The 21,146-nt window shown below is 40.3% G+C and carries 14 protein-coding genes; 8 read left to right on the top strand and 6 right to left on the bottom strand.

Annotated elements, in window-relative coordinates; genetic code table 11:
* Positions 1-4: 4 nt before the first annotated feature.
* The gene (locus tag EG365_RS06750; protein ID WP_000051217.1) at positions 5-1,462 is read right to left on the bottom strand and encodes an ATP-binding protein; all 1,458 of its coding nucleotides are present in this window, start codon (positions 1,460-1,462) and stop codon (positions 5-7) included.
* A gap of 17 nt (positions 1,463-1,479) precedes the next feature.
* A complete protein-coding gene (gene ompR / locus EG365_RS06745) occupies positions 1,480-2,244 on the bottom strand; it encodes a two-component system response regulator OmpR (RefSeq protein ID WP_000060753.1) in 765 nt (254 codons plus the stop codon).
* Between the two features lie 655 nt (positions 2,245-2,899).
* Between ompR and EG365_RS06740 the strand changes: the two genes are divergently transcribed.
* Positions 2,900-5,248, top strand: a complete 2,349-nt coding sequence (locus EG365_RS06740) for a Tex family protein (protein ID WP_000131196.1) — start codon at positions 2,900-2,902, stop codon at positions 5,246-5,248.
* A gap of 302 nt (positions 5,249-5,550) precedes the next feature.
* The gene (locus EG365_RS06735; protein ID WP_001111066.1) at positions 5,551-7,740 is read left to right on the top strand and encodes a bifunctional SulP family inorganic anion transporter/carbonic anhydrase; all 2,190 of its coding nucleotides are present in this window, start codon (positions 5,551-5,553) and stop codon (positions 7,738-7,740) included.
* 68 nt (positions 7,741-7,808) lie between these two features.
* Here the strand turns inward: EG365_RS06735 and EG365_RS06730 are convergent, their stop codons facing one another.
* Together EG365_RS06730 and EG365_RS06725 are read right to left on the bottom strand one after the other, a co-directional pair.
* Positions 7,809-8,699: an SDR family NAD(P)-dependent oxidoreductase gene (locus EG365_RS06730; protein WP_001035486.1), complete on the bottom strand. Its 891-nt coding sequence runs from the start codon at positions 8,697-8,699 to the stop codon at positions 7,809-7,811.
* Positions 8,700-8,972: 273 nt separating this feature from the next.
* Complete coding sequence (locus EG365_RS06725; protein WP_000221152.1) at positions 8,973-10,250, bottom strand: O-acetylhomoserine aminocarboxypropyltransferase/cysteine synthase family protein; 1,278 nt, start codon at positions 10,248-10,250, stop codon at positions 8,973-8,975.
* Positions 10,251-10,547: 297 nt separating this feature from the next.
* On the opposite strand from EG365_RS06725, the gene ettA reads away from it, so the two are divergent.
* On the top strand, positions 10,548-12,209 hold the full coding sequence (gene ettA / locus EG365_RS06720; RefSeq protein WP_000090021.1) for an energy-dependent translational throttle protein EttA: 1,662 nt from the start codon (positions 10,548-10,550) through the stop codon (positions 12,207-12,209).
* 42 nt (positions 12,210-12,251) lie between these two features.
* Here the strand turns inward: ettA and EG365_RS06715 are convergent, their stop codons facing one another.
* Both EG365_RS06715 and EG365_RS06710 read right to left on the bottom strand, forming a co-directional pair.
* Positions 12,252-12,632 carry a tetratricopeptide repeat protein gene (locus tag EG365_RS06715; RefSeq protein WP_001056509.1) on the bottom strand — a complete coding sequence of 127 codons (381 nt, stop codon included), beginning with the start codon at positions 12,630-12,632 and terminating at the stop codon, positions 12,252-12,254.
* Positions 12,633-12,974: 342 nt separating this feature from the next.
* A complete protein-coding gene (locus EG365_RS06710; RefSeq protein WP_000278578.1) occupies positions 12,975-13,667 on the bottom strand; it encodes a hypothetical protein in 693 nt (230 codons plus the stop codon).
* A 148-nt stretch (positions 13,668-13,815) separates the two neighbouring features.
* On the opposite strand from EG365_RS06710, the gene EG365_RS06705 reads away from it, so the two are divergent.
* The 5 genes from EG365_RS06705 to EG365_RS06685 all read left to right on the top strand — a co-directional run bounded on the left by EG365_RS06705 (position 13,816) and on the right by EG365_RS06685 (position 21,141).
* Positions 13,816-14,214 (top strand): cation efflux protein, CzcI-like, encoded by a 399-nt coding sequence (locus tag EG365_RS06705; RefSeq protein ID WP_001138085.1) that lies wholly within the window; start codon positions 13,816-13,818, stop codon positions 14,212-14,214.
* 54 nt (positions 14,215-14,268) lie between these two features.
* Positions 14,269-15,684 carry a TolC family protein gene (locus EG365_RS06700; protein ID WP_004644142.1) on the top strand — a complete coding sequence of 472 codons (1,416 nt, stop codon included), beginning with the start codon at positions 14,269-14,271 and terminating at the stop codon, positions 15,682-15,684.
* Positions 15,685-15,686: 2 nt separating this feature from the next.
* Complete coding sequence (locus EG365_RS06695) at positions 15,687-16,904, top strand: efflux RND transporter periplasmic adaptor subunit (protein WP_001275653.1); 1,218 nt, start codon at positions 15,687-15,689, stop codon at positions 16,902-16,904.
* Entirely contained in the window at positions 16,894-20,052 is a 3,159-nt protein-coding gene (locus tag EG365_RS06690) for an efflux RND transporter permease subunit (RefSeq protein WP_000353990.1), read from the top strand. Before EG365_RS06695 ends, EG365_RS06690 begins: the two co-directional genes overlap by 11 nt.
* Positions 20,053-20,184: 132 nt before the next feature.
* Positions 20,185-21,141, top strand: a complete 957-nt coding sequence (locus EG365_RS06685) for a cation diffusion facilitator family transporter (RefSeq protein WP_000508760.1) — start codon at positions 20,185-20,187, stop codon at positions 21,139-21,141.
* The last annotated feature ends 5 nt before the right edge of the window (positions 21,142-21,146 follow it).

Below are 21,146 nucleotides of genomic sequence, written 5' to 3'. Positions count from 1 at the left end.
CAAATTAAAAGCGCTCACTTAAAGTTTGTTTGATTTTTTCTAAAGGATTGTGTGTTGTATTTTCTTCAGGGGCGGGTTTTGGAATTGGTAAAGAAATAATAACCTCTAAACCGCCTTGTTCACGATTGTGAATCTGTATTTCACCTTGGTGAATATCGACAATACGTTTAACAATGGCAAGACCCAAACCGCTTCCCTGAATCGTTCTAGCCGAGTTGCCTCTTACAAAAGGCTGCATTAATTCTTCAATTTGATCTTCTGGAATGCCTTCACCATGGTCAGCAACCGTAATTAAAATATGTTCATTTTCAACCTTTGCACTGAGTTCGATCGGTTCAGCACCATAACGCTTTGCGTTATTAATGAGGTTGGCAATAAGTCGTTTTAAAGAGAGACTGCGTGCAGGAATGATAGGAACATCCTGCATGTTAAAGCGAATATCAAGGGGTTTAAACTGAACCACCAATTCTTGTAAAAGAATATTGATATTAGTGTCTTTTAATTCCTCATCTGAACCATCGCGCATATATGAGATGAACTGATTTAGAATCGCATCCATATCATCTACGTCATAAACCAGACCTTCACGTAGAAACTCATCAGGTAGCATTTCTGCAGTTAAACGAATACGTGTAAGGGGAGTCCTTAAATCATGTGAAATTCCCGCTAGCATGATTCGTCTTTCACGCTCCGTTTGTTCAAGCGTATATACCATACGGTTAAATGCTTGGTTTACTTGGCGAATTTCTAAAGGGCCATGGTTAGTATCTAAATAAGGTGCAGTTCCAGACTTACTGTATTCGTTGGCAGCATTTTGCAAACGACGTAATGGTCGGTTCATTTGTCGAACCAAAATTAAAATAATGATGGCCGAAACTAATGGGACACCCACAACCCAGCCTACCAGTAGCTCGGGGCTATAGTTGGCATAGGTTTTTAAAGGTTCACGAACCCAGTTACCATGCATTTCTGGCGTTTGAATCCAGATACGTGGGCTAGGTTTAAATTGGAAATAGACAGTAACGTCTTTTGCGCCAATTTCATTTGCCAGTTTTTGCTCAACTTGGTTGGTAAAAAACTCGGCAATAATTTTATCGCGGACACTTGGATATTCTTTGGGGTTCGTGACATATTCAATGCCAACCCGATTGCGTAACCATGTGTCGACGTCAACTTCGCTATCGCGATGAAAAATACGAATATTAGGGTTATTTACCAGTTCTAGTTCAACTGCTAGATAGCGTGCATGTTGCTGAATTTCAGGTAAATAGAGGGTTCGCCAAAAAAACCACAATGACATAAATAAGCTAAAGAGTACCACCAGCAGTACCAAAATTGTGGTACGCATGGCCGCAGAACGTGGCTTAATCTTATCGAGAAAACGTTCCCATCGGGTCCGTTTACGCTCTGAGTACGCAACGTAGTCGGTAAAGGTTTGCGGTGGTATTGGCTCTAAACTCACTCTATTTTATCTCAAGCTTATTCAGCACCATCCGGAACAAACACATAGCCTACGCCCCATACAGTTTGAATGTAACGTGCGCGTGCCGGGTTATCTTCAATTAAGCGGCGTAGACGAGACACTTGAACATCAATAGAACGTTCCATTGCACCCCATTCACGGCCACGAGCCAAGTTCATGAGCTTGTCGCGTGTTAAAGGTTCACGTGGATGCTGTACCAAAGCTTTTAATACGGCAAATTCACCTGTAGTCAATGTAACGATTTGACCCTCACGAGTCAGTGTACGTGTAGATAAATCTAGAGACCATGGACCGAAGCTAACCACTTCAACTTGTTGGCTTGGCGCACCCGGAACTTCACGTACCTGACGACGCAATACTGCGCGAATACGTGCTAAGAGTTCATTTGGATTAAATGGTTTTGGTAAATAGTCATCTGCGCCGGCTTCAAGACCAGCAATACGGTCAGAGTCACTACCACGTGCAGTTAACATGATAATTGGAGTATCAATATTTGACTGACGTAAACGACGACAAATACTTAAACCATCTTCAACGGGCAACATAAAGTCGAGCACGATAAGTGAAAATAACTCACGTTGTAATAAACGATCCATTTGTGAGGCATCATGGGCAGTTTTTACAACAAAGCCTTTATCTTCCAAAAAACGTTGCAAGAGGGTACGTAAACGCACATCGTCATCGACCACTAAAATGCGCTCGACACGATCCGTTTCGTTATGTACGGTTTCAGGATGTTCAGCAGGTACAACTAAACTCATGATGTACTCCCTTTTAAAGTCATAATTTATATATTATTGGATCGGTTAGGCTTATTGCCAACAAGCCCTCAGTATAATGCCGATGTTCTTGTTAAGACTATGTATCAATTTGCTCAAAATTACAATTTTCGTAGGGGCTTGAAACCAAAAAACAACATCTTATGCCCATAATTTAGCAAAGCCTTAAAGAAAAACTCAAATATTTGGCTATTTACCTCTTTCTCATCGATTAAATTCTAATAAATATTTGTTTCAAATAAATTATTTTAAAAATGGGTTTTGGTTCTTAAGTTCTAACTTTTAATTTATTCATTCACGGTTTAAGTATGAGGACTTAATAATTTATTTGGAAAGATAAGAAAAACTATATTTTGAACGTCCTGGCAATGTATCAATATGTTCTTTTTCTCATAATTTATATTAAAAATTTTCTTTAATTAAAGAAGTATCTATAAATTTCATATTTTTTAAAAGGTAAAAGGCTAGCTTAAAGGCCCAAATGAGTCACAGAAAAAACTTTTTTACGGCCATAAGAATGTGAAAAATTCATAGTCAATACAAAAAAACGTTTTGAATACGCAAACAAGTGTGGATTTTATGGTCTTGGTCTTTATAATCAGTGCTTTTAAACTTTATCCTTGTGGGATCAAACACGATGACTGACTTAGTTCAGCAGTTGGCAAGTGAGCTTGCCGTACGTCCAAACCAAGTAGAAGCTGCCATCCGCTTAATTGATGAAGGTGCCAGTGTTCCATTCATTGCCCGTTACCGTAAAGAAGTAACACAAGGTTTAGATGATACGCAGTTACGCCAATTAGATACTCGTTTAGCGTATTTACGTGATTTATATGAGCGCCGTGAAAAGGTCATTCAGTCATTGCAAGAACAGAATAAATTGAATGATGACTTGTTGGCGCGGGTGAATGCAGCCGAAACAAAAAATGCTTTAGAAGAAATTTATGCGCCGTACCGTCCTAAACGTACGAGCAAATCTTTCAAGGCGAAAGAAGCGGGCCTTGGACCAATTGCCGAAAAAATTATTTCAGAACAAATTGATCCGACAGAAGCATTGGCTGGTTTTAGTCATGAAGACTATCCGGATGTTGAAAGTCAGTTAGACGCAATCCAGCATATTCTGATTGATGACTGGGCACAAAACATTCCTCTTACTACAGAATTAAAAGCGACTTTTGCAAAAACAGCAGTATTAAAAAGTACTGTTGCATCTGAAGAGAAGAAAGAAGTGGGCAAAAAGTTCCGCGATTACTTTGAATTCTCTGAAGGCCTAAACAAATTACCATCACATCGTTTATTGGCGATGTTACGTGGCCGCCAAGAAAACGTACTTGGTTTAAAAGTTGATGGTGAAGATGATGCACCACTGGCACGTATTGAAACTGAATACAACCTTGATCAGGTTCAGCCACAAACACGTCAAGATTTCTTAAAACAAACTGCAAAATTATTCTGGTTAGGTAAAGTTCGTCCTCAAATCGAGCATTCATTACTTACAGAAAAACGTCTTGCTGCTGAAGCAGAAGCAATGCAGGTGTTTGCTGAAAATCTTCGTCACTTATTGTTATCAGCGCCAGCTGGTAGCCGTACGACTTTGGGTGTTGACCCTGGTATTCGTACTGGTGTGAAACTAGCCGTAGTAAGCGAAGCTGGTGATGTACTTGCACATAGCACGATTTATCCATTTGCGCCTAAAGAAGATAAAGAAGGTTCAATTGCTGAGCTTGCACGTCTATGTCGTGAATACAATGTCGAGCTTATTGCTATTGGCAATGGTACTGCGAGCCGTGAAACAGAAGCTGTAGTAGCTGAAATGATGGCTGCAAATACAGATCTTAAATTAACTCGCGTAACCGTAAGTGAAGCAGGCGCCTCTGTTTACTCTGCAAGTGAACTTGCTGCGGCGGAACTGCCAGAGCTTGATGTTTCAATCCGTGGTGCAGTTTCTATTGCGCGCCGTTTACAAGACCCGTTGGCTGAGCTTGTTAAAATTGATCCGAAGTCGATTGGCGTAGGTCAATATCAACACGATGTGAACCAAACTGGTTTGGCAAAAACGCTTGATGCGGTTGTAGAAGACTGTGTGAATGCTGTCGGGGTAGATGTAAATACTGCTTCACCAGCAATCTTGGCTTATATTGCAGGTTTAAACAAAGCAATTGCACAGCAAATTGTTGAATACCGTAAAGAGCATGGCCGTTTTGACACACGTCAGGCACTTAAAAATGTACCGCGTCTTGGCGAACGTACTTTTGAACAGGCAGCTGGTTTCTTGCGTATCCAAAATGGTTCAGAGCCATTAGATGCATCTGCTGTTCACCCTGAAAGTTATGGTCTTGTTGAGAAAATTGTTGCAGCAAAAGCGACAACGGTAAAAGACATTATTGGCAATACCGAAATTATTCGTCAGGTTAAAGCAGAAGAGTTTGTTGATGACAAATTCGGTTTGCCAACCATTCAAGACGTTTTAGCAGAACTTGAAAAACCGGGCCGTGACCCTCGTCCAGAATTCCGCACAGCTAAATTCCGTGAAGACATTACTGAAGTTGCTCAGTTGACTGAAGGTATGCAGCTTGAAGGTGTTGTGACGAATGTGACGAATTTTGGTGCCTTTGTTGATATTGGTGTGCATCAAGATGGTTTGGTTCATATCTCTGAATTAGCCAATGAGTTCGTTTCTGACCCGCATAAAGTGGTAAAACCAGGTCAGATCGTACAAGTGCGTGTTATGCAGGTTGATGTTGAACGTAACCGTGTGAACTTGAGTATGCGTGCAGAAGGTGCGGCACCTGTGAAAGCACAGCGTCCACCGCGTCGTGAACAAAATAACGAACAGCGGTCTGAGCGTAAACCACAAGGTAAACGTCCACAACCGCGTAAAGATCAAGTTGAACGTCCGCAGCGTAGTAAGCAAGAAAAACCACAAGAGCAAAAAATTGGTGGTTTTGGTGCATTATTATTGCAAGCAGGAATTAAGGGTTCTAAATAAGAGCCTTTAGAGAACTTAAAAAAGCCTCCTAAACGGGAGGCTTTTTTATTGTTTCTAAATCGTCTTCTAAATGGCTAGTGCTATGTTTTATTAAAACCTCACGCTCATAAAGATGAGGTGAATCTTAAGATCAACAAAAACGTCGTGAAATCTACAATCAACTATACAACGTTATAGCATAACTCAACTTTAACCAGATTCAGTTGTCAGACAATATCGATAAAGCCTTGAAGTAAGTTCCTCACTTTCAGGCAGTTACATTAAAAATTGATTGTTTTTTTATATTATAAATGGTTGTTTTTATGCCGGCTTTAGAACTGAAAAATAGATTTCACGTAAACGACCTCCTTTCGGGAGTGGTCGTATTTCTCGTGGCTTTACCCTTATGTTTGGGTATTGCCTTAGCCTCAGGTGCTCCAATTATTTCTGGCATTATTGCTGGAATAGTGGGTGGAATTATTGTTGGCCTGCTGAGTGGCTCTCATATCAGCGTTTCTGGCCCAGCAGCAGGGTTGACTGCGGTCATCCTTGTACAACTCGATCAATTAGGCGGCAATTATGCCGCCTTTTTATTGTGTATTGTATTTGCAGGAATTTTACAAATTCTGTTTGGTGTATTTAAGTTGGGTTTCTTTGCCAATTTTATTCCAAACAATGTCATTTTAGGATTGTTGGCAGCCATTGGTGCCATTCTGATTGTGACACAGTTACCTTATTTATTTGGGTTGACTGATTTTTCATGGAAAGAAGTTTGGACTGCTACACCGGATACGTTTATCCAAAAATTTGATGCTGGAGCAGCATTGATTGGACTGCTGAGCTTATTTTTAATTTTAGCTTGGGACAGTAGCCCACTTAAAAAGTTAGCGTTGCCTTCTGCCTTAATTGCCGTGGTACTCGCAGCAGTTTTTAACTTTGTTTTAATAAGTATCGGTTCTTCATGGGCTGTGCAAAGTAATAATTTGATTCAACTACCAAATATATTGCAAGCACCAGAAGAGGTATTGGTTTTTCCTGACTTTAGCTATTTAGCTGAACCATTAATTTATACCGGAGCCATTACACTTGCGATCGTGGCATCTTTAGAAACATTACTAAATTTAGAAGCAGCAGATAAACTTGATCCTCAAAAGCGTTCATCTCCACCTAATCGTGAGTTATGGGCGCAAGGAGCAGGTAATATTGTGTCGGGTTTAATTGGCGGAATGCCAGTGACCTCAGTGATTGTCCGTAGTTCTGTAAATGCCAATACAGGTGCACGTAGTAAATGCTCAACCATTATTCACGGTGTGTTGTTACTGCTTGCCATTCTATTTTTTGTCCCACTCATGAACATGATTCCTTTGTCTGCACTTGCAGCAATTTTGATCGTGACTGGTTTTAAACTGACTCATCCAAAGTTATTCAAACAGCTTTACCAAAAAGGTTGGAGACAGTTTTTACCATTCATTATTACCTTGGTTGCAATCTTGCTGACAGATTTATTAACCGGAATCTTGGTGGGGCTATTTACCAGTAGTGCATTTATTTTATATGGCAACTTCAATAAAGGCGTTCGTGTTTATAAAGAAAAGCATTTACATGGAATCGTGACGCGTATTGAACTTCCTTCACAAGTGACTTTTCTGAATCGTTCCGCACTCATTTCTGCCTTGGAACATGTTCATAAAGATCAACAGTTGATTATTGATGCCACTCAATGTGATTCGATTGATCCGGATATTTATCAAGTTATTCAAGACTATCAAAATGAGACGGCAGTTAAACGCCAAGTCGACCTTAAGCTTATTGGATTTAAGCAGCACTATGAGGAGGTAGATGATGCAGTACTGGATATCTACATTAGTACGAGAGATCTACAACGTAAATTAAGTCCACAGCAAGTCATTACTTTACTTAAAGAAGGAAATGAACGTTTCGTAAAAAATGAGCGCTTGCAACGTGATATTTATCGCCAAATTCGTGTTACTGCAGATGAAGGCCAGCACCCAATTGCTGCCGTTTTGGGCTGTATGGACTCACGTGCTCCAACTGAAATGATTTTTGATGTGGGTATTGGTGATCTATTTAGTTTAAGGATTGCAGGAAATATTGCAGGTCAAAAGGTATTAGGCTCGCTTGAGTTTGCTTGTCAGGCCAAAGGCTCAAAAGTCATTTTAGTTTTAGGCCATACTGACTGTGGTGCAGTGACTAGTGCATGTCAGTTACGCTTACAGCAAAAGCAAATCTCCGATGTCAAAGAGATGCCGCATATTCAATATGTGCTTGGTCCGCTCATGCATTCGGTAGAAAGCGTATATGACATTATGCAACCCCGTGAATTAAACAAGACCTTCGTAAATCAGGTAACTGCTATGAATGTTCACTACAATATCCAATATATTATTAATAACAGTACGGTACTTAAAGACTTGCTGGATCGTGGTGAAATAGCGATTGTTGGCGCGATTTACGATGTTAAAACAGGGCATGTCGAGTTTTTAGATACGTAAATAGAACCAAATAAAAAAAGCGCCTTTCATGAGGCGCTTTTTTATTTAAGTTCGCTGAATATTTTAAATTACCAATGCTCACCTGGGAAAATGCGTGCATATGCTTTTTGCACCCAGTTAAGTTTTTCAGCTTTTTTGCCTTTTGCGGCGTCTGAACTTGGAAACAGACGGAAACCAATCGACATAAACATATTGTTAATGCCAGGGGCCACTGAATAGGTCATAGAAGCCAAACGGCCTAAGTTAGTTGCAATACGTTTTGGACGTTTCACAATTGCATAAGCAATTAAATCGGCTGCTTGCTCAGGTGAGAGAGTCGGTACATATTTATAAATCTTGGTTGGCGCAATCATTGGTGTACGCACTAAAGGCATGTAAATTGAAGTAATTGCAATTTTATGTGCATGAACTTCTGCCGATAGACAACGGCTAAATGCATCAAGCGCAGCTTTAGAAGCAACATAAGCCGAGAAGCGGGTTGCATTTGCTAATACACCAATCGAACTAATATTAATAATTTGCCCATCTTTGCGTTGAATCATGTGAGGCAAAATATTGAGCACTAAACGTACAGCGCCAAAGTAGTTCAATTGCATAGTACGTTCAAAGTCGTGGAAACGGTCATAAGACTCATGTACGGCACGGCGAATAGAGCGACCTGCGTTATTAATTAAAATATCAATATGGTCAACAGAAGCTAAAATCTCTTTAGAAACCTGATCAATCATTTCCATGTCATTCAGATCACATGGGAAAATTGATGCCTGACCGCCACGGCTTTCAATATCTGCTTTGACTTCTTCTAATGTTTCTTGAGTACGGGCAACCAGTAAAACATGCGCACCAGCGTCAGCAAGTTTATTGGAAATCGTTAAACCGATTCCACTTGAGGCGCCTGTCACTAAGATGACTTTACCTTGTACCTTTTCCTGGAACAGAGCTTCTAATTTTTTATTCACAGCATTTTACCTAAGTAGGGGCAGGGGCTATTTATTCCGGTATGTAATTTTTATTTTTACAACCGTTGGTTCATCCTGATGAACTCCTAAATATTGCCTTATCTTAATAGATGTTTAAAAATTGTCTAGTGTGTAAATATATGAAATTTAACAATTTATTTAGAGTAAAAACTCTAAATTATTACCCTAATCCATTAATTATTCTTAATAGTTAAATCACTTGAAAATAAAAAAGCCTCTATATTCCAGAGGCTTGTTAGATGAGTTTAAAATTTATACGGATGAAAGTGCTTGTTCTAAATCGGCAATGAGGTCATCAACATGCTCGATACCAATTGAAAGACGTACCATATCTTCACTTACACCAGCAGCTTTTAGTTCTTGTTCGTTGAGTTGGCGGTGAGTTGTGGTTGCAGGGTGACACGCCAGACTTTTCGCATCACCAATGTTCACAAGGCGGGTAAATAGCTGGAGGGCATCAATGAAGCGAGTACCGCCTTCACGGCCATCTTGAACCCCAAAAGATAAAATTGCAGAAGGTTTACCTTTTACATATTTTTGCGCAAGTTGATGTTGTGGATGATCTTTTAAGCCTGCGTAATTGACCCATTTTACTTTCGGATGATTTTGCAAATATTCCGCAATTCTTTGTGCATTTTCAGTATGGCGTTCCATCCGTAAATTAAGCGTTTCTAGACCCTGTAAAATTAAGAAAACACTGAGCGGGCTAATAGCTGCGCCTGTATTACGTAATGGTACAACGCGAGCCCTTGCTATATAGGCAGCTTCACCTAATGCCTCTACATAGTTCACACCATGATAGCTTGGGTCTGGCGTGTTCAATACTTTAAAACGCTCCGGATATTTACCCCAAGGAAACTTACCGCTATCGATAATCGCACCACCAATACTATTGCCATGACCACCAATATATTTAGTCAAAGAATGTATGACGATATCGGCGCCATATTGGAATGGTTTTAATAAAGCAGGGGTAGCGACTGTATTATCAACAACGACAGGTACGCCATATTCATGGGCGATTTTCGAAATTTCTTCTAGATCGATGATATTTCCAAGCGGATTGCCGATTGACTCAACAAAAACAAGTTTAGTTTTATCATCAATTAAGTTACGTAAGCTTTCAGGCTTTTGATAATCAAAAAAGCGAACTTCAATGCCTTGTTTTGGCAGGGTATGAGCAAATAAGTTGTACGTTCCACCATATAAAGTTGAGACTGAGGCAATATTATCTCCAGCTTCAGTAATGGTCTGAATTGCGTAAGTAATAGCTGCCATTCCCGATGCCAAAGCTAATGCCCCAATACCGCCTTCTAACGCAGCAAGGCGCTGCTCAAGTACGGCTGTGGTTGGATTCATAATACGGGTATAGATATTGCCTTGAACTTTTAAATCGAAAAGGTCGGCACCGTGTTGTGTGTTATCAAATGCATACGAAGTTGTTTGATAGATAGGGACTGCAACAGCTTTAGTGGTTGCTTCTGGAGTGTAGCCTGCGTGAATGGCTAAGGTTTCATCTTTATAAGTCATGATTACTTCATCTTCGTGAGTTAAATATTGAGCGAGTCTAGCTTAAAATTTATATAGAAAATTGCAGAAATTCTGGTTTGTTATCCAATTTTAGGAATATAGATAGAAAAATATACGCTGAAACGTTGTATAAATCTTATACATAAACATTTTGCAACTTATTGAAAAAGAAAATTGTTTGATAAATCCGTACGATGGAAATCATAACTTCAAGTCATTAGTGTTTTCATCGTATAATACGCGCGATTATTTTGTCGCGTCTTGCGATGTATTGGTTTTTCAATTGAGGAGTCCTGCGTGGCCCAATATATTTATACGATGAACCGAGTGTCTAAGATGGTTCCGCCAAAGCGCGAAATCTTAAAAGACATCTCTTTATCATTTTTCCCGGGTGCCAAAATTGGTGTTCTCGGTTTGAACGGTGCGGGTAAGTCTACCTTGCTTCGTATTATGGCTGGCGTAGATAAAGATTTCTCTGGTGAAGCTCGTGCACAACCTGGAATTAAAATCGGCTATTTAGAGCAAGAACCGCCACTTGATCCGACTAAAGACGTTCGTGGTAACGTTGAAGATGGTGTGCGTGAAGCTTTAGATGCTTTAGAGCGTCTTGATCAGGTATTTGCAGAATATGCAGACCCAGATGCTGATTTTGATGCGCTTGCGAAAGAGCAGGAAAAATTAGAATCAATTATCCATGCTTGGGATGCACATAACCTAAATAACCAGCTTGAAATCGCGGCAGATGCCTTGAACCTTCCAGCTTGGGATGCAGATGTAACTAAGCTTTCTGGTGGTGAACGCCGTCGTGTAGCACTTTGCCGTTTATTGCTCTCTAAACCAGATATGTTGCTTCTTGACGAACCAACGAACCATTTGGATGCAGAGTCTGTATCTTGGTTAGAGCGATTCTTAAAAGATTTCCCTGGCACAATCGTGGCGATTACGCACGACCGTTATTTCTTAGATAACGTTGCCGAGTGGATCTTGGAGCTTGACCGTGGACACGGTATTCCTTACCAAGGTAACTACACTTCTTGGTTGGAGCAAAAAAATGCTCGTTTAGAACAAGAGCAGAAACAAGAAGAATCTTTTGCTAAAGCATTGAAAAAAGAACTTGAATGGGTTCGTCAAAATGCGAAAGGTCAGCAAAAGAAAAACAAAGCGCGTATGGAGCGTTTTGAAGAGCTTAACTCACGCGAATTCCAACAGCGTAATGAGACCTCTGAAATCTATATTCCACCTGGTCCACGTTTAGGTAACAAGGTTGTTGAAGTAGAAAATATCAGCAAGTCATTTGGTGATCGTTTACTTTACGAAAACTTGTCATTTACCGTACCACCAGCAGCAATTGTAGGTATTGTTGGTCCTAATGGTGCCGGTAAAACGACTTTATTCCGTATGATGACAGGTGAGCAAAAACCTGACACCGGTACTGTAACACTTGGTGATTCAGTTAAAGTTGCTTATGTTGGTCAGATTCGTGACACTTTAGATGATAACAAAACGGTTTGGGAAGAAGTTTCTGGCGGTTTAGACATCTTGAAAGTGGGCGATTATGAAATTGCATCACGTGCTTATATTGGTCGTTTTAACTTTAAAGGCCAAGATCAGCAAAAACGCGTAGGTGAATTGTCAGGTGGTGAGCGTAACCGTTTACAACTTGCGAAAATTTTACAGCAAGGTGCAAACGTTATCTTACTGGATGAGCCATCAAACGACTTGGACGTAGAAACTTTACGTGCACTTGAAGATGCAATTTTGGTATTCCCGGGTACAGTCATGGTTGTATCGCATGACCGTTGGTTCCTTGACCGTATTGCGACTCATATCTTGTCATTTGAAGATGAACAACCAGAGTTCTATACAGGTAACTATACCGAGTTTGAAGCTTATCGCCGTGCTAAGCTAGGTGATGACGCTCAGCCTCATCGCAAGAAATACAAAAAAATTAGCGGTTAATTACTGCTAAATTTAAAAACCAGCCTAAGGGCTGGTTTTTTGTTAGAAGGCAAGTTTACTAAAAGCTTCTTGTAAGCAACGTTCAGCATCAGGATGTCCCTGACTTGCTGCTTTGTTTAACCACTTTTCAGCTTCAGTGTAGTTTTTATCTAAACCAAATTGACCATTTAAATAGCCAATACCAAGTTTAAAGGAAGCGTCAGCATTACCTCTTAAAGCTGCACGGAGGTAGCACCACATCGCATTGCGGTCATTTGGGGTAATATCTAACCAATTCTGCATACGTTCATGATCTTGTATGGCTAACTCTTCAAAGCGTAAGCCTTGTTCAATTTCATCCTCAGCTTGTGAATGCATATCGGCTGGTAAGTTTTCAAAGGCAAACAAGTGATTAAGCCCATGCTTGATTGTTTTCATATTCATGACAGTCTCCCCTTGTTCCTCAATTTGATTGAATTGACTCACACTTTTAAGCTAGTCCCTTATATGAAAATCTTATGTTATTTTTTGTAAATCTGATATAGCGCATTTGGATGAAAAATGATGAAGTTTTAGCTTACATAAAAGTTACACGTGTTTTTACGCTTAGCGAAATTTCTATAAAAGTATTGGTATACAAACGTGAAAATAGAATTTAAAAAGTTTAAGAACAAATGATTATTCAAAATAAAAAAATTGAGAAAATTTATAAATATCAAACAAAAGAAATTTTCTTAAACAAAACCAGCCTAAGGGCTGGTTTTGTTTTTAGAATGGTAAGGGTGCTTATTTAGTAAAGTCACCTCGTAAATCTGACAAGATGAGAGAAGGAGCTACCGTCACTATATCAAATGCCATCGCTAAAGGATAAAGCGCCATACGCGTTACACGTTTAAACGGATGTTTCTTGGTTATTTCATCTTTTTGTTGTAAGGCGATTGGATATGGAGTTGGAATCGTTTGTTGGACTTTTAAAGTAGGACTGGTTTGATAAATTTGGCCTTTAAAACGAATAATAGCGTAGGGATATAAAAGCTGTGTTTGGTTCTCCATAACCATAAAATGATTTTTAAACCCTAAATTTTTTAAATTTTCTTTCTGTTGATCAGAGAGTTTTGAAGCGGGAATATTGTATTGAAACTTGAGTTCACCATGAAAATGCGTAGGATCATCCATTTCAAGTAGCAGAGGAGATGGAATGATTAAAGTTCTTTGATTTACAGGAATATTTTTAATGATATTTAAAAATTCTGAACTTCCTTCGGTCATTAAATAATTAAAGTCTTGACCTATAAATACGACGCCTTGTTCTTGCTGGTTTTTAACGGCTTGCCCAAGTGCAATAATTTGATCTGTTTTTAAAATAGTTGTTTGGACCTCAGTCGTCTCATTCGGCAGGGCAGTCGATAATATAGAAGTTGCACATCCACTTAAGCCAAGACAAGTTATTAGTAGGCAAGTGGTCAATGTTTTATACATGAACATTACTCTTAAAAATTATTTTTAAAAAACTTAGGAAAGATATGGGTTAAGAATGGAACCCATAAATCAACGTTTTGTAATTTTATTACATGTAGCTCGCCTGCTATAGTTGCTTCGTGCAATTTCTAACAGCCATGGTGTACTGTTGCCACGTTCTGCAATTTTCATGTCCGTCTTATTCTGTTTGCTTATATTCCAGAGTTTATGGAATATAGCAGCGGCTTTTTGCGCGCATGAAAATCAAGAAAAAGCACTACATCATTTTGGTCATCATGCAGCTTTAAATGTATATCAAACGTCTTCTCATACCCATGTTGAACATACTGAGACTTTAGATGCTGCTCATAAAGCACCTTTAAACTTACAAGACCATCATGATCATTTACCGACATGTTTTCATGTCGTCATGACAGAAGTTGCAAAACAAGCACAAACCCCTGTTTTGCATGTTCATGAACTTTCACAAATTTATCATTGGTCCAATTCTTATCAGTCTCCACATCTTAGTGCCTTAAAACCGCCTCCTGTTTTAACCCCGCTATAGGTGGGGTAGCCAAAAAAAGCCCACCGCATCTTTTATTTATTGCGGGGCTAAAACATGTCTTCTATTTTTTCAAATCGGGTGAGCCATCCCGACTTATTGGGTTGTAACGTTAAGATAACGTTGAAAAAGGTTGTAACCATCTCAAGCCTGTCTATTGTCATGTTATTGGCGGGACAAATGGCAAATGCTGCTTCTGATATTCAACAGGGCTCTTATACCCAAAAAGCAGCTTTTAGTTTTGAACAGGCATTAGCGCGAGCACAAAGTTATCAAACTCAACAAGGTGTTTGGCAGGTACAGCAGCAAATGGCTGAGGCGCAATTAAAACAAAGTCGCTTATGGGCAAATCCAAGTCTTTCTATTGAGCAAACAGGTTTGCAGAGTGACCAAGAAAAAGAACTTGCGATAGGTATTTCTCAGCCTTTAGATATTTTTGGACAACGTAAGGCTGCGCAAAACTTAGCAAAAGTGGAAATATCAAAAATTGATTTGGCTGAGAAGCGTTATCAAGCTGAACTTGGATTAATCGTTAAATATTTCTGGTCACAAGTGGCTTTGCTTGAGCTTGAAAAGTCTCTTATTGCAGAGCAGCTATCCGTTAGCCAAGAGAACTTGTCTGCATCGGAAAAGCGTTATCAGGCAGGGGGTATTGCTCAGGTTGATGTAGATCGAGTACGTATGTCTCACTTGGAAAACCAGCGTTTATATCAGCAGGTCGATTTGAAACTACAAGTTGCTAAACAGCAACTGGCCAACTTATGGGGCGGTGATTCAAATCAGATCCAACTATCTCAAAGCTCTAATCAGCTGTGGGTATTGGCAGCGGATGTAGATACTGGTCAAGATCGGCAAAACAATTTGCTAGAGCGCTCTTTTCAACTAGATGCTCTTGCGCAGCAAGCCACTATTCAACAGCTTAAGGCAAAAGCAAGGCCACAACCTACGGTAACTTTGGGGGTGAATAACACTCGTTCTCCAGAGCAGCGTACGGAAAATCAAATCCGCTTAGGGGTGGAAATTCCTTTAAATCTTTTTAATCGTCAACAATACGGAATCAAGATTGCTCAGGCCAAACAAGAGCTGTCTCAACGACAACAGAGCTTTTATCGACAGCAGAATCAAGTGGATATTGAAACTCTGATGTCAGAGTTAAATGGCTTACATATTCAGTTCAAGCAATTAAATGATCAGCAAGTTCCTCTTGCCGTACAGGTTCAACAAAAAACATTGCAAGGTTTCCGTTTGGGTAAGTTTGCGGTTACCGATGTGCAGCAAGCCACAATGCAGTTGCAAGATGTGCGCTTACGTAAAGTCGAGCTATTAAAACAGGCTTGGCAAAATTCAATTGAAATTCAAAGTTTACGTCTTGGGCTAGAGCCAGAACAGATCATGGCGAAAGATGCCTTAATGCAACTTAATCAACGTGCTTGGCAACAAGCTCAAACATTCCCAACTCAGGCAGGAGAATAATAATGTCGGCAAATTTAAAGAAAAATTCTCAATGGCTTTGGGTTGGAGTAATTGCTGCCATTACTGCAATATTAATTGGTTTACTCGTTTTAAATTCAAAAAATAAATCTAATTCTTCGGAACCATCGGAAGGCCACGGGCATGCTGAAGAAGAGGGTGAAGAACACCATGATGAGGGAGAAAAACCACTACTACTCACTGCTCAGCAAATGCAGGAACAAAATTTAAAAATTGAACAAGCTGAACTAGGTGAAGTTCCTCAACTTCAGACTTATCCAGCCAAACTAGTAGTCAATACTGACCGCCAAGCCCATGTTTCGCCAAGTTTTAGTGGTCGTGTCGAAGCGGTATATGTTGAACTAGGACAACAAGTTAAAAAAGGCCAGGCACTTGCAAGCTTATTAGTGCCAGATTTAGTCGATCAGCAAGCCAATTTGCAAATAGCCCAGTCTAATCTTGAGTTAGCACGTCAGGACTATGAGCGTGAACGTAGCTTATGGTCTCAAGGAATTTCTGCGAAACAAGATTATCAACGAGCTTATAACGCCTATCAGCAAGCACAAATTCAGGTTAAAGCAGCTCGCTCGCGCTTAAGTGCATTCGGGGCAGGTTCTGGTTCAGCAGGGCGTTATACCTTAACAGCGCCAATTGCGGGTATCGTGAGTAATAAAGATATTGTAGTGGGTGAAAACGTACAGTTAGCAGATCAGCTTTTTATTATTAATCAGCTTGATCGGTTATGGCTGGAATTTATTTTACCAAGCAATGCAAATATCAATGTACAGCCAAATCAACAGATTGAATTTAAATCTTTACAAACTGGGAATACATTTTCTGCTCAGGTTCAAAGTTTAACAACAGAGGCAGATGCTCAGACTGGACGCTTACAAGTGCGTGCCAAAGTTTTGGCAAATAGCAGTGAGCTGCGTCCAAACTTGATGGTTAATGTTGAGCTAAATGCAGGATCAACACAAAAAGTGACTCGTGTAAAAGCGCAAGCAGTTCAACAAGTCGAAGGTAAAGACGTTATCTTTACACCAAAAATGGTCAAAACAGGTTTTGAGTTTGAACCTGTGACTGTACAGCTGGGCCAACGTTCTAAAGATGGTCAATGGGTTGAAGTTGTAAAAGGAATAAATCCAAGCCAGCGCTATGTTGCAGAAGGCAGCTTCTTACTGAAGTCCGAATTGGAAAAAGGAGAGGCTGAGCATGGACATTAATAAGCCTGAGCTGCCCAAGCCAGAAGGACTGTTTGACAGAGTTATTCAGTTTGCTATTCAAAATGCTATTTGGGTCATGCTATTTGTTCTGGCGTGGATTGGTGTTGGCATTTGGAGTTATCAAAAACTCCCTATTGATGCCGTTCCAGATATTACCAATACCCAAGTCCAGATTAATACTCAAGCCAATGGGTATACCGCTTTAGAGGTCGAACAGCGGATTACCTATCCTATTGAAAATGCGATGGCAGGAATTCCAAATCTGGAACAAACTCGCTCTATTTCTCGTTATGGGCTTTCCCAAGTCACCATCATTTTTAAAGATGGGACAGATATTTATTGGGCAAGACAACTGATTAACCAGCGTTTACAAGAAGCGGACGGCCAACTACCCGAATCAGTTGATCCTATCATGTCTCCTGTTTCAACGGGCTTGGGTGAAATTTACCAATGGGTGGTAAAAGCAAAAACAGGCGCTAAGAAAGCAGATGGCACCGCCTATACAGCCATGGATTTACGTGAAATTCAGGACTGGATTGTACGTCCTCAATTGCAGCGTGTGAAAGGCGTGGCCGAAATTAACAGTATCGGTGGCTACAATAAAACCTATATTGTGTCACCTGATTTAAAACGTTTGCAGCAGCTTCAGATTTCAATCAATGAATTTCAAACTGCTCTGCAAGAAAATAATGAAAATCGCGGTGCAGGTTTTATCGAAGAAAACGGAGAGCAACTCACCGTTCGTGTGCCGGGCATGTTAAGTAGTGTTGAAGATATTCAAAACATTACTGTAAGTACCAAAAATGGTTTGCCGATCCGCGTGGCAGATGTGGCGAATGTCTCTATTGGACACGATTTAAGAACAGGGGCTGCAACTTACAACGGTGAGGAAACCGTTCTTGGCATTGCCATGATGATGATGGGAGAAAACAGCCGTACAGTTGCTCAGGCGGTTGATGCCAAAATTAAGGAAATACAATCTACCTTGCCTAAAGGAGTGGAAATTGAGACGGTTTATGACCGGACGAGCTTAGTAAATAAAGCAATTGCGACGGTGCAGAAGAACCTTGTAGAAGGCGCGATTCTGGTTATTGTGATTTTGTTTATTTTTCTAGGAAATTTCCGCGCAGCTTTAATTACGGCTTGTGTTATTCCATTATCGATGTTGTTTACTCTGACGGGGATGGCTGAGCAAAACATTAGTGCCAACCTCATGAGCTTAGGAGCGCTTGATTTCGGGATTATTGTGGATGGCGCGGTAGTTATTGTAGAGAACTGTATTCGACGTCTGGCAGAAGCACAGCATGCTTTACACCGGCCTCTTACACGAGCTGAGCGATTTAAAGAAGTTTTCCTTGCAGCAAAGCAGGCCCGTCGACCACTTATTTTTGGGCAAATGATTATTTTGGTGGTCTATTTACCTATTTTTGCCCTATCTGGTGTTGAAGCCAAAATGTTCCATCCAATGGCGATGACAGTGGTGATGGCATTATTGGGTGCCATGATTCTTTCTGTGACATTTGTACCTGCGGCAGTTGCTCTTTTTGTTACAGGTGAAGTGAAAGAAAAAGAAACACGTTGGATGCAGCTTTTAAAGCAGAAATACCGAGATATCCTCGATCAGGCTTATCAGCTTAAGATAGTAGTTGTTAGTTTTGCATTAAGTATTTTAGTGCTCACAGGTGTGTTAGCGACCCAAATGGGTAGTGAATTTGCTCCGCAGCTCAGTGAAGGTGATTTTGCATTGCAGCAAATGCGTTCACCGAGTACTGGTCTCGAGCAATCACTGCGAATGCAGGAAAATACTGAAAAGCTCATTTTGAAAAACTTTCCAGAGGTGAAAGCTGTTTTTGCTCGAACAGGGACAGCTGAGGTTGCAACTGATGTGATGCCGCCTAATATCTCTGATGCGGTCATTTTGCTTAAACCGCATGATCAATGGCCAAACCCGAAAGAGACGCTAGCTGAGCTACGTTCACGTATGGAAGCTTTCTTGGCAACCTTACCGGGTAATAACAGTGAGTTCTCTCAACCGATTGAGCTACGCTTTAATGAGCTAATTTCAGGGATTCGTAGTGATATTGGCGTCAAGATTTTTGGCGACGATATGCAAGTACTCAATGAGCAGGCACAGGCACTCGCTCAGAAAGTGCAAAAAATTTCAGGCGCTACCGCGGTTAAGGTAGAACAAACTAGCGGTTTACCGGTGCTGAGTGTCGAAATTAATCGTCCTCTGGCCGCGCAATACGGATTATCTGCCAAAGCTATTCAAGATATTGTTGCTGCAAGTGTTGGTGGACAAAATGTTGGACAGATTTTAAAAGGCGATAGACGATTTGATTTTGAAATTCGCCTAGAAGACCAGCAGCGTACCATCCAAAACTTAGCTCAACTTCCGATTCAGTTGCCAAATGGTGGACTTATCCAACTTCAAGATGTAGCTAAAGTTGAACGTACCTCAGGCCTAAATCAGGTGGGACGTGAAAATGGGAAGCGCCGTGTCATTATTACTGCGAACGTAGAAGGCCGTGACTTAGGGTCATTTGTTCAAGAGTTAAGAACAACACTCGCAAAAGAACAACTGCCAGCGGGTTATTGGTTGGAATATGGCGGTCAGTTTGAAAATTTAGCTTCAGCTGCTGCGCGAATGAAAATAGTTGTTCCATTGGCGCTTGCTATGATTTTCATTCTACTCATGGCTGTATTCCATAATGTGAAAGAAAGCTTACTGGTGTTTAGCGGCGTGCCGTTTGCTTTGTCGGGTGGCCTGATTGCCCTTTGGCTAAGAGATATACCGCTGTCCATGTCGGCTGGTGTTGGGTTTATTGCATTATCTGGTGTCGCTGTTTTGAATGGTTTGGTGATGCTGAGCTTTATTAAAGAGCTTAGAGAAAAATTTGATATTCAAACAGCCACGTGGAATGGGGCGATCTTACGTTTAAGACCGGTACTTATGACGGCTTGTGTTGCTTCACTTGGTTTTATTCCAATGGCTTTGGCAACAGGAACTGGTGCAGAAGTTCAGCGGCCTTTGGCAACAGTGGTTATTGGTGGCATTATTTCATCTACGATATTAACTTTGGTTTTATTACCGGTCATTTATCGATGGATGAATGAAGGCAAGACGAAAAGTGTTGAGCATTCATAATGTCATCGATTTGAGATATCTTTTTTGATTACAAAATTTAAGTCGAAAAAGTGTTTGTAAGAGTTAAAGGTAATGATGTCTTCATCTTTACTTTTAACTCACCATAAAGATAAATAAAAAGGAGTCCGCAAAATGGGTGGACATCATGGTCATGATCATAGTCATGCTGTAGTGACTGAAGGTAATGCTAAAAAATTAACGATTGCCTTGGCGCTTACCACGACATTCTTAATTGTTGAGGTGATTGCAGGTTTAATCACACAAAGTTTGGCATTGCTCTCTGACGCTGCACATATGTTTACAGATGCAGCTGCTTTAGCAATTGCTTTGGTTGCCATACAGATTTCTAAACGTCCTGCCGATAATAAACGTACTTTCGGTTATCAGCGCTTTGAAATTCTGGCCGCTTTATTTAATGCACTTATGCTTTTTGTGGTGGCAATTTATATTTTATATGAAGCCTATATCCGCTTTTCGCAGCCACCTGAAATTCAAAGTGTAGGTATGCTCATTGTGGCGACCATTGGTTTGGTAATAAACCTCATCTCAATGAAAATTCTTATGTCGAGTGCCAATAACAGCTTAAATGTGAAAGGTGCTTATCTAGAAGTATTGAGTGATGCACTAGGCTCAGTTGGCGTTATTATTGGTGCAATTATTATTTACTTCACTAATTGGTACTGGATTGACACGCTTATTGCGGTACTGATTGGATTTTGGGTGTTGCCAAGAACATGGGTTTTACTTAAACAAAGTATTAATATTTTGCTCGAAGGTGTACCCGAAGAAGTCGATATTGAAAAGCTACGTGCAGATTTACTTTCATTAAATGGTGTGGAGAGTATTCACCAACTCAAAGTATGGGCAATTACGTCTAAAAATATCCATTTAACCGTGCACTTATTTGCGCCTGAAGCTGACCGTAATAAGCTCTATCAAGATGCAGTTGAAATGCTTTCTCATGAGCATGGTATTGGTGAAGTGACATTGCAAATTGAAGATGATGCTGAGATCAACTGTCAGCATATTGCTCAACATGCTTCACACGAGCATAACGATAATGACAAGATACATTCACATCAGCATTAAGCTGA

This window comes from Acinetobacter sp. FDAARGOS_494 (genome assembly GCF_003812225.1).
Lineage (GTDB): Bacteria > Pseudomonadota > Gammaproteobacteria > Pseudomonadales > Moraxellaceae > Acinetobacter > Acinetobacter baumannii.
This window is presented reverse-complemented; position numbering and strand designations above follow the sequence as displayed.